General features: G+C 69.3%; 15 protein-coding genes. 4 read left to right on the forward strand and 11 right to left on the reverse strand.

All coding sequences use genetic code 11. The features are described 5' to 3' along the window. Positions 1 to 133: 133 nt before the first annotated feature. On the forward strand, positions 134 to 469 hold the full coding sequence (locus tag Q4I23_RS23875) for a LysR substrate-binding domain-containing protein (RefSeq protein ID WP_498527875.1): 336 nt from the start codon (positions 134 to 136) through the stop codon (positions 467 to 469). A gap of 56 nt (positions 470 to 525) precedes the next feature. After that, positions 526 to 1,134 carry a glutathione S-transferase family protein gene (locus Q4I23_RS23880; protein WP_498527867.1) on the forward strand — a complete coding sequence of 203 codons (609 nt, stop codon included), beginning with the start codon at positions 526 to 528 and terminating at the stop codon, positions 1,132 to 1,134. Between the two features lie 4 nt (positions 1,135 to 1,138). On the opposite strand, the gene Q4I23_RS23885 is transcribed toward Q4I23_RS23880, so the two are convergent. The 3 genes from Q4I23_RS23885 to gltX all read right to left on the reverse strand — a co-directional run bounded on the left by Q4I23_RS23885 (position 1,139) and on the right by gltX (position 4,158). Then, positions 1,139 to 1,345, reverse strand: a complete 207-nt coding sequence (locus tag Q4I23_RS23885) for a hypothetical protein (RefSeq protein ID WP_149166386.1) — start codon at positions 1,343 to 1,345, stop codon at positions 1,139 to 1,141. Further along, a complete protein-coding gene (gltA, locus tag Q4I23_RS23890) occupies positions 1,338 to 2,651 on the reverse strand; it encodes a citrate synthase (protein ID WP_059398731.1) in 1,314 nt (437 codons plus the stop codon). The genes Q4I23_RS23885 and gltA overlap by 8 nt, the downstream gene beginning before the upstream one ends. Positions 2,652 to 2,745: 94 nt before the next feature. Next, a complete protein-coding gene (gene gltX, locus Q4I23_RS23895; RefSeq protein WP_498527868.1) occupies positions 2,746 to 4,158 on the reverse strand; it encodes a glutamate--tRNA ligase in 1,413 nt (470 codons plus the stop codon). Between the two features lie 140 nt (positions 4,159 to 4,298). On the opposite strand from gltX, the gene Q4I23_RS23900 reads away from it, so the two are divergent. Next, positions 4,299 to 6,500 (forward strand): ComEC/Rec2 family competence protein, encoded by a 2,202-nt coding sequence (locus tag Q4I23_RS23900; protein WP_498527869.1) that lies wholly within the window; start codon positions 4,299 to 4,301, stop codon positions 6,498 to 6,500. Between the two features lie 25 nt (positions 6,501 to 6,525). Here Q4I23_RS23900 and lexA read toward each other — a convergent pair whose 3' ends face one another. From lexA to Q4I23_RS23940, 8 genes are all read right to left on the reverse strand, one after another. Further along, positions 6,526 to 7,224, reverse strand: coding sequence for a transcriptional repressor LexA (lexA, locus tag Q4I23_RS23905; protein WP_498527870.1), 699 nt, complete (start codon positions 7,222 to 7,224; stop codon positions 6,526 to 6,528). Between the two features lie 156 nt (positions 7,225 to 7,380). Then, on the reverse strand, positions 7,381 to 8,598 hold the full coding sequence (locus Q4I23_RS23910) for a molybdopterin molybdotransferase MoeA (RefSeq protein ID WP_498527871.1): 1,218 nt from the start codon (positions 8,596 to 8,598) through the stop codon (positions 7,381 to 7,383). After that, positions 8,598 to 9,092 carry a cyclic pyranopterin monophosphate synthase MoaC gene (gene moaC / locus Q4I23_RS23915; RefSeq protein ID WP_137114364.1) on the reverse strand — a complete coding sequence of 165 codons (495 nt, stop codon included), beginning with the start codon at positions 9,090 to 9,092 and terminating at the stop codon, positions 8,598 to 8,600. The genes Q4I23_RS23910 and moaC overlap by 1 nt, the downstream gene beginning before the upstream one ends. Further along, positions 9,089 to 9,550, reverse strand: coding sequence for a GNAT family N-acetyltransferase (locus Q4I23_RS23920; RefSeq protein WP_454018199.1), 462 nt, complete (start codon positions 9,548 to 9,550; stop codon positions 9,089 to 9,091). Before Q4I23_RS23920 ends, moaC begins: the two co-directional genes overlap by 4 nt. Before the next feature lie 35 nt (positions 9,551 to 9,585). After that, positions 9,586 to 10,374, reverse strand: a complete 789-nt coding sequence (gene trpC / locus Q4I23_RS23925; RefSeq protein WP_145678199.1) for an indole-3-glycerol phosphate synthase TrpC — start codon at positions 10,372 to 10,374, stop codon at positions 9,586 to 9,588. Next, the gene (gene trpD / locus Q4I23_RS23930) at positions 10,371 to 11,444 is read right to left on the reverse strand and encodes an anthranilate phosphoribosyltransferase (RefSeq protein ID WP_454018201.1); all 1,074 of its coding nucleotides are present in this window, start codon (positions 11,442 to 11,444) and stop codon (positions 10,371 to 10,373) included. The genes trpC and trpD overlap by 4 nt, the downstream gene beginning before the upstream one ends. Further along, positions 11,441 to 12,031, reverse strand: coding sequence for an anthranilate synthase component II (locus Q4I23_RS23935; protein WP_498527872.1), 591 nt, complete (start codon positions 12,029 to 12,031; stop codon positions 11,441 to 11,443). The genes trpD and Q4I23_RS23935 overlap by 4 nt, the downstream gene beginning before the upstream one ends. A 154-nt stretch (positions 12,032 to 12,185) precedes the next feature. Then, positions 12,186 to 12,650 carry an STY0301 family protein gene (locus Q4I23_RS23940; RefSeq protein WP_498527873.1) on the reverse strand — a complete coding sequence of 155 codons (465 nt, stop codon included), beginning with the start codon at positions 12,648 to 12,650 and terminating at the stop codon, positions 12,186 to 12,188. Positions 12,651 to 12,769: 119 nt separating this feature from the next. On the opposite strand from Q4I23_RS23940, the gene Q4I23_RS23945 reads away from it, so the two are divergent. Next, positions 12,770 to 13,159, forward strand: coding sequence for a hypothetical protein (locus tag Q4I23_RS23945; RefSeq protein ID WP_498527874.1), 390 nt, complete (start codon positions 12,770 to 12,772; stop codon positions 13,157 to 13,159). The last annotated feature ends 6 nt before the right edge of the window (positions 13,160 to 13,165 follow it).

The following is a 13,165-nucleotide window of genomic DNA, read 5'->3' on the forward strand; positions in this document are numbered from 1 at the left end:
AGCCGATGCAACTCATCGGCGTCAAGGTGATGAACCAGGTGAACCTTGCTGCCCATGCCAAATCAGGTGGATCGGGCTCGCCTCAAAGGAAGCCTTCACACGCCGTCGGTATCAGGCGTCGCCGGACTGGAGTCTGTGGCGCTCCGGCAGCGGGGTAAGTCTGTATGGAGTGGGGAGCCTGAGCTTCTCGGAATCGGTGATGGTGATCCAGGCGGCCATGGCTGGGCAGGGGATCGCGCTGGGGCGCCCATCGCTGGTGCTGGAGGCGCTGGAAGCGGGACGGCTCGTCTGCCCCTTCGGACCGGCGGTGCCTTGCGGCGACCGCTATGTGCTGACCGCCCCGGCCGAAGGGCGGGGGCGCGGCGTGCTCCGCGCCTTCCGGCACTGGCTGCTGGCGGAGGCCGCGGCGGATCGGTCGCGGCTGGAGCGGCTCGGCATACCGTGTCCGCAGGGCCGCGCTGGCGCCTGACTCCGTTTCGTGTTTATATCCGCTATCGGATGGATTTGGAGCGGAGACACGCCCCCATGCTGCGCCTTTACGACAACCTGTCCTCCGGAAACGGCTACAAGTGCCGGCTTCTGCTGCACAAGCTCGGCATCCCCTATGAGCGGATCGAGTTGGACATCGACCGGGCGGAAACCCGCACCCCGGAATTCCTGGGCCGGAATCCGAACGGCCGCATCCCGACCCTGCAATTGGAGGACGGCACCCATCTGCCGGAATCCAACGCGATCCTGTGGTATCTGGCGGAAGGCACGCCCTATCTGCCTGACGACCGCGAAGGCCATGCGCGGGTCCTGCAATGGATGTTCTTCGAACAGTACAGCCACGAACCGAACATCGCGACCGTGCGCTTCTGGATCACCCACCATGTGGAGATGACGGAGGAGCGCAAGCTGGGGCTGGTGACCAAGCGCCGGCTCGGCTACGACGCGCTGGGCGTCATAGAAGGGCATCTGGCGGAGCGCCGCTTCTTCGTGGGCGATCGCTTCAGCATCGCCGACATCGCGCTCTACGCCTACACGCATGTGGCGGAGGAGGGTGGTTTCGATTTGTCCGCTTATCCGGCGGTGCGCGCATGGATGGAGCGTGTGGCGGCGGAAGGGCCGCACATCCCGATCACCCAGGGCTAAGAGGTCAGATCAGCACCACCGCGGCGATCATCGCCACAATCACCGCATAGAAGACGATGCGGCGAAGCCGCCGCGACAGCGGCGGCTTGTTGTCGTTCGCGACCGGCTGGCCCTGACGGACCCGCCGCGCCGGAACGATGAACGCAGCCGGGCTGCGGGCGGCTCCGTCGGAGCCACCCGTCCCGATGTGTGCTGTCGGCCGGTTAGCCACGCTCGGCCAGCGGGATGAAGTCCCGCTTGGTCGCGCCGGTGTAGAGCTGACGCGGGCGGCCGATCTTCTGGACCGGGTCCTCGATCATCTCCTTCCACTGGGAGATCCAGCCGACGGTGCGTGCCACGGCGAACAGCACGGTGAACATGCTGGTCGGGAAGCCCATCGCCTTCAGGATGATGCCCGAGTAGAAGTCGACGTTCGGGTACAGCTTCTTCTCGACGAAGTACGGGTCTTCGAGGGCGATCTTCTCCAGCTCCATGGCGATGTCGAGGAGCGGCTCGTCCTTGATGCCCAGCTCGGCCAGAACCTCGTGGCAGGTCTTGCGCATGACCTGGGCGCGCGGGTCGTAGTTCTTGTAGACCCGGTGGCCGAAGCCCATCAGGCGGAAGTTGTCGTTCTTGTCCTTGGCGCGGCGGACGATCTCCGGGATGCGATCGACGGAGCCGATCTCCTCCAGCATCTTCAGCACGGCCTCGTTGGCGCCGCCATGGGCCGGACCCCACAGCGAGGCGATGCCGGCGGCGATGCAGGCGAACGGGTTGGCGCCCGACGAGCCGGCCAGGCGGACGGTCGAGGTCGAGGCGTTCTGCTCGTGGTCGGCGTGCAGGATGAAGATCTTGTCCATGGCCTTGGACAGGACCGGGTTGACCTTGTACGGCTCGCACGGCGTGCCGAAGGTCATGTAGAGGAAGTTCTCGGCGTAGGACAGATCGTTGCGCGGGTACATGAACGGCTGGCCGACCGAGTACTTGTAGGCCATCGCGGCAATCGCCGGGATCTTGGCGATCAGGCGGTGCGCGGCGATCTTGCGCTGCACCGGATCCTCGATGTCCGTCGAGTCGTGGTAGAAGGCCGACAGCGCGCCGACGACGCCGCAGAGAACCGCCATCGGGTGGGCGTCGCGGCGGAAGCCGCTGTAGAAGCGGGTCAGCTGCTCGTGCACCATCGAGTGGCCGCGCAGGATGCCCTCGAACTCTTCCTTCTCGGCGGCGTTCGGCAGGTGGTTGTTGAGGAGAAGGAAGCAGACCTCCGGGAAGGTCGCGTGCTCGGCAAGGTCGTCGATGGCGTAACCGCGGTGCAGCAGGATACCCTCGTCACCGTCGATGTAGGTGATCTTGGACTCGCAGCTGCCCGTCGAAGTGAAACCCGGATCGTAGGTGAAACAACCGGTCTCGGCGTAGAGCTTGCGGATGTCGATCACGTCCGGACCCGTGCTTCCCTTCATCACGGGCAGGCTGACCTGCTTGCCAGTCCGGTTGTCGATCAGGGTGAAGGTATCGGCCTTGTCCGCGGTTTGGGTCATCTCGGCACGTCCTTATCTTTAGGGTTGGGGCTTAACGCCCTTTTCGAATGCGCGCAGCATAGTTCTATGCCGGGCGGATATCAACGCACGGAAGTTATCCCCGTGCTGCAGTTGCGGCATCCTTCATCCGGGCCAGCGTTTCCGCGCGGCCCAGGATCTCGGCCACCTCGAAGATGGGCGGCGACACGGTGGAACCGGTGAGCGCGGCGCGCAGCGGCTGGGCGATCTTGCCCAGCTTTTCGCCCCGCTCCTCGGCGAAGGCGCGCACCAGCCCTTCCAGGGCGGCGGCGGTGAAGTCCGCCTCGGCCTCGAAGCGGGCGGCGAGGTCGGTCAGGACGCCGCGGCCCTTCTCGTCCAGCAGCGCGGCGGCCTTCTCGTCCATCGCCAGCGGACGGGCGGCGAGGTAGAAGCGGGCGCTCTGGGCGAGATCGACCACGGTGCGGGCGCGCTGCTTCAGCCCGTTCATGGCGCGGGTCAGCAGATCGCGCTCCGACTCGGTCAGCGCGCGGCCAAGCTCGGCCTCCAGCCGCGGGGTGGCCAGACCCACGAGGCGGGCGTCGTCGGCCTGCCGCATATAGTGGGCGTTCAGGTTCTCCAGCTTGGCGAAGTCGAAGCGCGAGGGGGAGCGCCCAATGCCCTCCAGGTTGAACCACTCCACGGCCTGTTCGGTCGAAATGATCTCGTCGTCGCCGTGCGCCCAGCCGAGCCGCAGCAGGTAGTTGCGGATCGCCTCCGGCAGGTAGCCCATGTCGCGGTAGGCGTCGACGCCCAGCGCGCCGTGGCGCTTCGACAGCTTGGCGCCGTCCGGACCGTGGATCAGCGGGATGTGGCCGAATTCCGGCAGGTCCCAGCCCATGGCGTTGTAGATCTGGATCTGGCGGAAGGTGTTGGTCAGGTGGTCGTCGCCGCGGATGACGTGGGTCACGCCCATGTCATGGTCGTCCACCACCACCGCCAGAAGATAGGTCGGGGTGCCGTCGGCGCGCAGCAGGATCAGGTCGTCGAGCTGGGCGTTCTGCACCGTCACCTCGCCCTGGACGCGGTCTTTCAGGACCGTTTCGCCCTCCTGCGGCGCCTTCAGGCGGATCACCGGCTTCACGCCGGCCGGCGCCTCGGACGGGTCGCGGTCGCGCCAGCGCCCGTCGTAGCGCACCGGCTGGCCGGCCGCCTTCTGGGCGGCGCGCATCTCCTCCAGTTCCTCCGGGCTCGCGTAGCAGTAGTAGGCGCGGCCGGCGGCCAGCATCTGCTGCGCCACCTCGGCGTGGCGGTCCTTGCGGGCGAACTGGCTGACCGCGTCGCCGTCCCAGTCGAGGCCGAGCCAGGACAGGCCGTCGAGGATGGCGTCCACCGCGGCGTCCGTCGAGCGCTGGCGGTCGGTGTCCTCGATGCGCAACAGGTACGTGCCGCCGTTGCGGCGGGCGTACAGCCAGTTGAACAACGCGGTGCGGGCACCGCCGATGTGGAGAAAGCCGGTGGGCGACGGGGCGAAGCGGGTGACGACGGTCATGGGTGGCTCAATTCCAGGTTCGGCGCTGCTACAGTGCTGCGGCGGCCGAGATGCGGCGGCTGCGGTGCGACTGCGGTGGTGCGGTGGTGTAACACATTAACGGCGCCGGAGGCATTTGCCTTGCGCGCATAGGCGACAGTATGGCCCACGGGGTTGAAGAGGGCGCAGACGAAGGTTTGGTGGCGGAGGAGGGCGATGCCGGTCCTGTCCGTCGCGGCGTCGGCGCGCGCCTTTCCGCGGCGGCTCTGGAATGTCTCGCCGCGGAGCGGGAGCGCTGGGCGCTGTGGCTGCCAGTGGGGACGGGCGCGGGCGTGGCGCTGTATTTCGGCCTGCCCGCCGAGCCGCCGTTCTGGCTGGGGCCGGGCGCTGCGGTCGGTTGTCTGCCTCTGCTGTGGCTGGCGCGGCGGCGTCTGGCGCCGGTCGTTCTGCTGCTGGGGCTGTTGAGCGTCGCTCTGGGCTTCGCCGCGGCGCAACTTCACAGCGTGGTGGCGGCGGCGCCGATGCTGACGCGCGAGCTTGGACCGGTGCAGGTCACCGGGCGGGTGCTGGCGGTCGAACGGCAGCCCACCGGCACGCGGCTGATGGTCGGGGAGCCGATGGTGGAGCGGCTGGCCCCGGAGGCGACGCCGGAGCGGGTCCGCCTGTATCTGCCGGCCAAGTTGACGCCGCCGGAGGCCGGGACGGTGGTGCGGCTGCGCGCTATGCTCCACCCGCCGGCCGCCCCGGCGGAGCCAGGGGCGTTCGACCTGCAGCGGCGGGCCTATTTCGAAGGCTTCGGTGCGGTCGGCTTCGTCATGGGCGCCCCCGTCGCCCAGGAGGCCCCGCCGCCCGGAGGCTGGCGACGGGTGACCGTGGCCTTCGAGCGGGCGCGCGCCGCCATCGCCGAGCGGGTGCGCGCCGTCGTGACCGACTCCGCGGAGGCCAGCGTCACCGCCGCCCTGCTGAACGGCGACGCCGCGGCGATTCCCGAGCCGATGATGGACGCCTTCCGCGACAGCGGCCTGGCGCATCTCCTGTCCATTTCCGGCCTGCATGTGGGCATTGCCGCGGGGATCGTCTTCTGGGTGGTGCGGGCGCTGCTGGCGCTGGTTCCCTGGGTGGCGCTGCGCTGGCCAATCAAGAAGATAGCGGCGCTGGCCGGCATCCTGTCGGCGATCCTCTACACGCTGCTGGTGGGGGCGCCCTTGCCGACGCTGCGGTCGGTGCTGATGACCGGCCTCATCATGGGCGCGGTCATTGCCGACCGATCACCGATCAGCATGCGGCTGGTTGCTTTCGCTGGCATCGTCACCGTCCTCTACGACCCGGAGGGGATGCTGGGGCCGAGCTTCCAGATGTCCTTTGCGGCGGTCGTCGCCCTGATCGCTGCCTTCGAACGCTTCACGCCCTGGGCGGTGCGGCAACGGCGCGAGATGGGCTGGCTCGGCCGGGGAGCCATGACTCTGGGCGGCATCGCTTTTTCCAGCGTGGTGGCGACCGTCGCGACAACGCCATACGGGCTCTATCATTTCCAGCAGGTCGCCTTTTACGGCGTGCTGTCCAACATGGTGGCGATCCCCATCACGACGGTGTGGATCATGCCCTTCAGCCTGCTCTCCTACCTGCTGCTGCCCTTCGGGCTGGAGGGGCCGGCGGTGACGGCGATGAACTGGGGCGTCCGGCTGGTCATTGAGACGGCGGAGCGGACCGCGGCGCTGCCCGGAGCGACGGCGTTTCTGCCGGCCATGCCGGACGCCGCCATCGCGGCGGTCACGCTGGGCGGACTGTGGCTGGCCATCTGGACGGGACGCTGGCGCTGGCTGGGGCTGGTGGCCTTGGCTGGCGGGCTGGTCGCCCCGGCCGTAGCGCCGCGGCCCGACATTCTGGTGTCGGAGGACGGAACGCTGATGGCCGTGCGCGGCGCGGAGGGGATCCTCAGCCTGTCGACCGCCAGCGACGGGCGGGTCGCCAACACGTGGAGGCGGCGCGACGGCATGGAGAAGCCGGAAGAAAAAGCCGGGCAGGATGTCTGGCCGCTTGTCGGGGTGAGCCTGGACGGACGGCTGCGCTGCGACGCCTTGGGGTGCCTCTACCGTGCGCAGGGGAAGACGGTGGCGCTGCTGCGACAACCGGACGCCTTACCGGAGGATTGCGCTGTGGCCGATGCGGTGGTGACCGCAACCCCGTCGCGCGGGTGTCGGGCGCCGCTGGTCATCGATCGTTGGGGACTGCGACGGGAGGGTGCGCACACGCTCACCCTGTCGGACGAGGGCATCCGGGTGGAAACCGTCCGGGGGCAGCGCGGCGACCGCCCTTGGACGATGGGGGGAAAGCTGCCCGACGGAAAGACCGGGGCGCGCTGAACCGCCGCCCCGGAGCATCCTGCCGTCAGTACTTCCGCACCAGCCCGACGAGGCGGCCCTGCACCCGAACCCTGTCGGCACCGAAGATGCGGGTCTCGTAGGCGGCGTTGGCCGGTTCGAGCGCTACGGTGTTGCCCTTGCGGCGCAAGCGCTTCAGCGTGACCTCGGCGTCGTCCACCAGGGCGACGACGATGGAGCCGTTGTCCGCGCTGTCGCAGCGCTGGATGACCACCGTGTCATGGTCGAGGATGCCGGCCTCCACCATGGAATCGCCAGCGACTTCCAGCGCGTAGTGGTCGCCCATGCCGAGCATGGCGGCGGGAACGTCCACGAAGGCGGAACCGTCGCGCAACGCTTCGATGGGCGTGCCCGCGGCGATCCGGCCGTAGAGCGGAAGCTGCACGGATTCGGACGCCGGGTTCGCCTCGCGTCCCGTGAAGCTGAAGTCGCCCTTGATGACGTTGGGCTGGAACTTGGCGCGCGGCGGCCGGGTGCGGGCGGTCTCAAGCCCCTCCGGCAGGCGCAGCACTTCCAGCGCGCGGGCGCGGTGGGGCAGGCGGCGGATGAAGCCGCGCTCCTCCAGCCCCGTGATGAGGCGGTGGATGCCCGACTTGGACTTCAGGTTGAGAGCGTCCTTCATTTCGTCGAAGGAAGGGGACACACCGCCCTGTCCGAGCCGCTCGTTGATGAAAAGCAGCAATTCATGCTGCTTGCGCGTGAGCATTTGTGCCTCCCGGCCGGTTCCGCACTAGATATGGAACAAAAGCAAAACGTTCCATCTTGTTCTAGTTTGGTTCTTAACCCCCGTCAAGCCCTACGGATGAAATCAATCGCAAATCGACGGACAGGACTCCCAAATGGATTTCCCGTGCGGAACGGATTAAAGCGACAGGACACCGCCGCTCAGCGGGATCACCGTCACGCGGTCGCCCACGGCGGCGGCGGTTGCCTGCGGCTCGCGGACGATCAGGGCGTCGGCCCGGGCCAGCCGGGACATCATCGCGCTGTCCTGGCGCGGGAAGGGGGTGGCGACGGGCTCGCCGTCCGCTCCGGTCGACAGGGTGGCCCGTAGGAAATCGGTGCGGTCGTCGTTGGCCTTCAGCGGCGCGCCGAGCCGCGCCGCGAGCGTGGTGTTCTCGGCGGGCAACCCTTGGAGACGGCGAAGGATTGGCACCAGGAACAGCAGGGCGGCCACCCCGGTGGACACCGGATTGCCCGGCAGGCCGAGCAGCGGAACGCCGTTCGCCGTCCCGAAAATCAACGGTTTGCCGGGTTTCATGGCGACCCGGTAGAAGTCCAGCGACAGCCCGCCCAGCACGTCGCGCACATGGTCGTGCTCGCCTTGCGAGGCGCCGCCCGTGGTCACCAGCAGGTCGCAGCCGGCCGCCCCGGCGGCCATTGCGGCGAGATGCTCCGGATCGTCCTTGGCCACGCCGAGATTGTGGGCGAGCCCGCCCTGGCTGGCGACCAACGCGCACAGGCCGAGCACGTTGGAACTGACGATCTGACTCGGTCCCAGCGGATCGCCGGGCAGCGCGATCTCGTCCCCGGTGGCGAGCACGGCGATCCGTGGGCGGCGGTGGACGCGCAGCCAGGGCAGGTTGGCCGCGGCGGCCAGGGCGACGTCGCGGGCGGTGAGCAGCCGTCCCTTGGGAAGCAACTCCTCTCCGGCAGTGAAGTCCAGTCCGGCGGGGCGGATGAAGCGCCCCTCGGGCACGGCGCGCCCGACGCGCACGCGGTCCCCGGCGTCCTCGCAGTCCTCCTGCATCACCACGGCGTCGGCCCCGGCGGGCAGGGGCGCGCCGGTGAAGATGCGCACGGCCTCGCCGGTTCCGACCGATCCGGCGAAGGCGTGGCCGGCCGCGGACTCGCCGATGCGGCGCAGGTTGACCGGCGCATCCGCCGAAGCCGGGACGATGTCGGCGGCGCGGACGGCCCAGCCGTCCATGGCGGCGGCGGCGAAAGGCGGCTGGGTCAGGCGGGCGACGGCGGGCTCGGCCAGGACGCGCCCCAGCGCGTCGGGCAGCGGCACCGTCTCCGCCGGCAGGGCGGTGAAGGCGGCGAGGATGCGGGCGCGGGCTTCACCGACCTGCAGCATCAGACCGCGCTCCCCCATTCCCCGCTCTTGCCGCCGGCCTTGTGCAGCAGCTTGACCTCGGTGATGGTCATGCCCCGGTCCACCGCCTTGCACATGTCGTAGACGGTCAGCGCCGCAACTGACACGGCGGTCAGCGCCTCCATCTCCACGCCGGTCTGGCCCCTGAGCTTGCAGGTGGCGGTGATGTCCACGGCGTTGCGCTCGGGATCGCAGGTCAGGTCCACCTTGACCGAGGTCAGCATCAGCGGGTGGCACAGCGGGATCAGGTCCGGCGTGCGCTTGGCTCCCATGATGCCGGCCAGCCGGGCCACCGACAGGACGTCGCCCTTCTTGACGCCGCCCTGGAGGATGAGCGCCAGCGTTTCCGGCTGCATCAGGACGGAGCCGCGGGCGGTCGCCGTGCGTTCCGTATCCGCCTTGTCGGACACGTCCACCATGACCGCGCGGCCTTCGGCGTCGAAATGGGTGAAGCCGCTTGCGGGCTGGTCGGTCATAGGGGTTTCTCCATGAACAGGCTCAGCGGGTCCGGACCGTAGGGGCCGAACGGGGCGCAGTCGGCGAAGCCCTGCTTGCGGTAGAGGGCAATGGCCTCGTCCTGATAGACGCCGGTCTCCAGCCGCAGCAGGGACAGGCCGGCGGCGCGGGCCTCGTCCTCGATGCGTTCCAGAAGGCGGCGCCCGATCTGGCCGCCGCGCGCGGTCGGCTGGACGAACATCCGCTTGACCTCGCCATAGCCGCCCTCGGTGTCGATGCGCATGGCGCCGCAGCCGACCACGGTTCCCGAACGCCGGGCGACCAGGAAACGGATGTCCGGCTTGGCCAGCGATTGCAGGTCGAGCAGATGGTTGCTCTCCGCCGGGTATAAATCGCCCAGATAGCGGTCCAACTCCTCGATGAGCTGAACCACCTCGCCCTGGAGCGGGCTTTCACGGGCAATGGTCACGTTCGGCACGGCGTCGCTCCTCCCCATTGCTTTTTTATTTGGTGTCAGGCGAGAAGGGCGCGGGTGGCCGCGGTCACATCCTCCTGCCGCATCAGCGATTCACCGACCAGGAAACAACGCGCGCCCACAGCCGCCATGCGCGACAGGTCCGCCGGGCTGTAGAGACCGCTTTCGGCGACCAGCATCCGGTCGGCGGGCACGTGGGCCGCCAGTTCCTCGGTCGTGGCGATGTCCACAGCCAGAGTCTTCAGGTTCCGGTTGTTCACGCCGAGAAGCGGGGTCTTCAGCGCCAGCGCGCGGTCCAGTTCCTCGCGGTTGTGCACCTCGACCAGCACGTCCAGGCCCCAGGCGATGGCGGCGTCCTCGATCTCCGCGGCCTGCGCGTCGCTCAGCGCGGCCATGATGATCAGGATGCAGTCGGCGCCGAGCGCGCGGGATTCGGCGATCTGGTAGGGATCGACCATGAAGTCCTTGCGCAGGACCGGCAGGTCCACCGCGGCGCGGGCGGCCAGCAGATAGTCGTCGCAGCCCTGGAAATAGGGCTCGTCCGTCAGCACCGACAGGCAGGTGGCGCCGCCCTCGCGGTAGGCGCGGGCCAGGGACGGCGGGTCGAAGTCCGGGCGGATCAGGCCCTTCGACGGGCTGGCCTTCTTGATCTCGGCGATCAGGCCGTAGCGGCCCCCGTCCACCGTGCGGCGCAGGGCGCGGATGAAGCCGCGCGCCGGGTCGGCGCCGCGGGCGGCGTCCTCCACCGCGGACAGCGGACGGGCGGACTTGCGGGCTTGGACCAGCGCGCGCTTGTCGTCGCAGATGCGGGTCAGGACGTCGCTCATGGCGCGGCAACCGGTTCGTTGGCGATGGAGGAATTCGTGATGGACACAAGGCGCTGGAGCACGGCGCGGGCGCCGCCGCTGTCGATGGCGTGGCGGGCCTGCTCGACACCTTCCTTGAGGTCGCCGGCCTTGCCCGCCACATGCAACGCGGCGGCGGCGTTCAGCAGGACGATGTCGCGGTAGGCGCCCTGGGCGCCGTCGAACAACGCGCGGATGGCCTCCGCGTTCACGTGGGCGTCGCCGCCCTTGAGAAGCTCCGGCCGGGCGCGGAAGATGCCGGCCTGCTCCGGCTCAATCTCGAACACCGTGACCTCGCCGTCCTTGAGTTGGGCGACGGTGGTCGGGCCGGTCGTGGTGATCTCGTCCAGACCGTCGGAGCCATGGACGATCCAGGCGGCCTCCGACCCCAGCCGCTTCAGCACATGGGCCAGCGGCTCCACCCACTGCTTCGCGTAGACGCCGAGAAGCTGGCGCTTGGCGCTGGCCGGGTTGGACAGCGGACCCAGCAGGTTGAAGATGGTGCGGGTGCCCAGCTCCACGCGGGTCGGGCCGACGTTGCGCATGGCGAGGTGGTGGCGCGGCGCCATCAGAAAGCCGATGCGCGCGTCCCACAGGGCCTTGCGCACCAGCCCCATGTCGCAGTCCAGATTGACGCCCAGGGCACCCAGCACGTCGGCGGCGCCCGACTTGGACGACATGGCGCGGTTGCCGTGCTTGGCCACCGGCACGCCGCAGGCGGCGATGACGACCGCGGCTGCGGTGGAGATGTTGTAGGTGCCCGACCCGTCGCCGCCGGTGCCGCAGGTGTCGATGGTGCCGTCCGGGGCCTCCACCGGGATCGCCTTGGCGCGCATGACGCGGGCGGCCCCGGTGATCTCGTCCACCGTCTCGCCGCGCACGCGCAGCGCCATCAGGAAGCCGCCCATCTGCGACGGGGTGGCGTTGCCCGACATGATGATGTCGAAGGCCAGCGAGGCTTCCGGCTCGCTCAGGGCGTTGCCGGCGGCGACCTTGGCGAGGATGGCCTTCATGTCGGTCAGGTCGCCGTGCGGCGCGGACGGCGTGCTCATGCGGCGGTCTCCAGCCGGCGGGTGGTGTTCAGGAAATTCTCCAGGATCTTGTGCCCGTGCTCGCTCTCGATGCTTTCCGGGTGGAACTGCACGCCGTGGATCGGCAGCTCGCGGTGGGACAGCGCCATGATCAGGCCGTCCTCCGTCTCGCCGGTCACCTCCAGGCAGGCGGGCAGGGTGGCGCGCTCGACGATCAGCGAATGGTAGCGGGTGGCCCGGAAGGGCGAGGGCAGGTCCTTGAGGACGCCGCGCCCCTGGTGGAACATGCGGTCGACCTTGCCGTGCATCGGCACCGGCGCGCGCAGCACGGTGCCGCCGAAGGCCTGCCCGATGGCCTGATGGCCCAGGCACACGCCCAACAGTGGAACGCCGGCCTTGGCGGCGGCGTCGATCAGCGGCAGGCAGATGCCCGCCTTGTCCGGATCGCAGGGGCCGGGCGACAGCACGATGCCCTCGGGGCGGAGCGCCATGGCCTCCTCCACCGTCAGGCTGTCGTTGCGGCGGACGTCCGGTTCGGCGCCCAGTTCGCTCAGGTAATGGACGAGGTTGTAGGTGAAGCTGTCGTAATTATCGATGAGCAGCAGCATGGGGCGCCCCGGCATCCTTCCGGCCTGTCGTTTCCGGTCCGTCGGCTTCGGCCCGATCGTCCCGGAATAGCGTTCCGGCCTTGTTCCAAGGCGGGTACCCTAGCGGCTGAAGCCATGGATTTCCAGCCCGTCCGAACCTCGACTTGGCGGAGAATCAGCGGCAGAGGAACTGCGGCGGCGTCGCGGGCTTGTCCAGGACGATGCCGCGCGCGTCGGTCTCCTCGGTGATCTGGCAGCGGCGCACCGTGCGCGGCAGGTCGATGGCCAGCGTTGCCTGTGTCCCGGCATAGCGGCAGATCAGGAAGACATTGTTGCGCCGGGCGGCGGGAAAGTCCCATTGCCGGACTTCCGAGCGGCCCCGCCGGAGGCTGCGGTCCGGCTCCAGCGCCGCCGGGGCGGGGGCGGCCATCTGCGTCGGCCGCTCGCCCTCGACCAGAGCGACGCCGACGAAGGCGTGTTGGTCCTTCGCCGGGTAGGGCGACCAGCCGCCGGGCGCTTCCGGCTGGGCCTGCACGGCCAGGCTGGCTGGGCAGCGGACCTCGTTCGCGAGGGCAGGGCCGGCGGTGGCGGTGACGAGGATCGTCAGGAGGATTATCAGGGGGATCAAGGTGCGGGGCATGGCGGGTCACAGCATAGTCCCAGCCGGTGAAGGCCTCCACCCCGCTCCGCTGTTGCAGGGACGGAGCGGGGGTGCCACCTTGCGCGCAAACCGGAAACCAGGGTTCGAGATTCCTTCCCATGGTCAAGAGAACGCCGCGCAAGCCCCAGAAAGCCGCGGCAAGGAAGCCATCGCCGAAAACGCCCGCCGCAGCATCGGGGCGCGCCGTCTCGCCGGTCCTGCTGGCGCTGGCCGGCGTGATCGCGGTCTTCGCGGTGGCGCTCGGCGCGCGATTCATCATCGGGCGCGACGCGCCGGAGACGGCCGTCGTGGAGCGGGAAGCGCCGGTCATCGCCCCGGCTGCGCCGATCAAGGCGCCCCCACCCCCCAAGGTCGCGGAGGCGCCGCCTCCGCCTCCGCCGGTTCGCGAAGCCGAACCCGCTCCGGCGCCCGTTCCCGCGCCGCCTCCCCAGGTGACCGAGGCCCCGGTCCCTGTCTCTTATACACATCTCCGAGCCACGAGACTATAACAGCTA

The organism is Azospirillum sp. UFLA03-27, assembly GCF_059803775.1.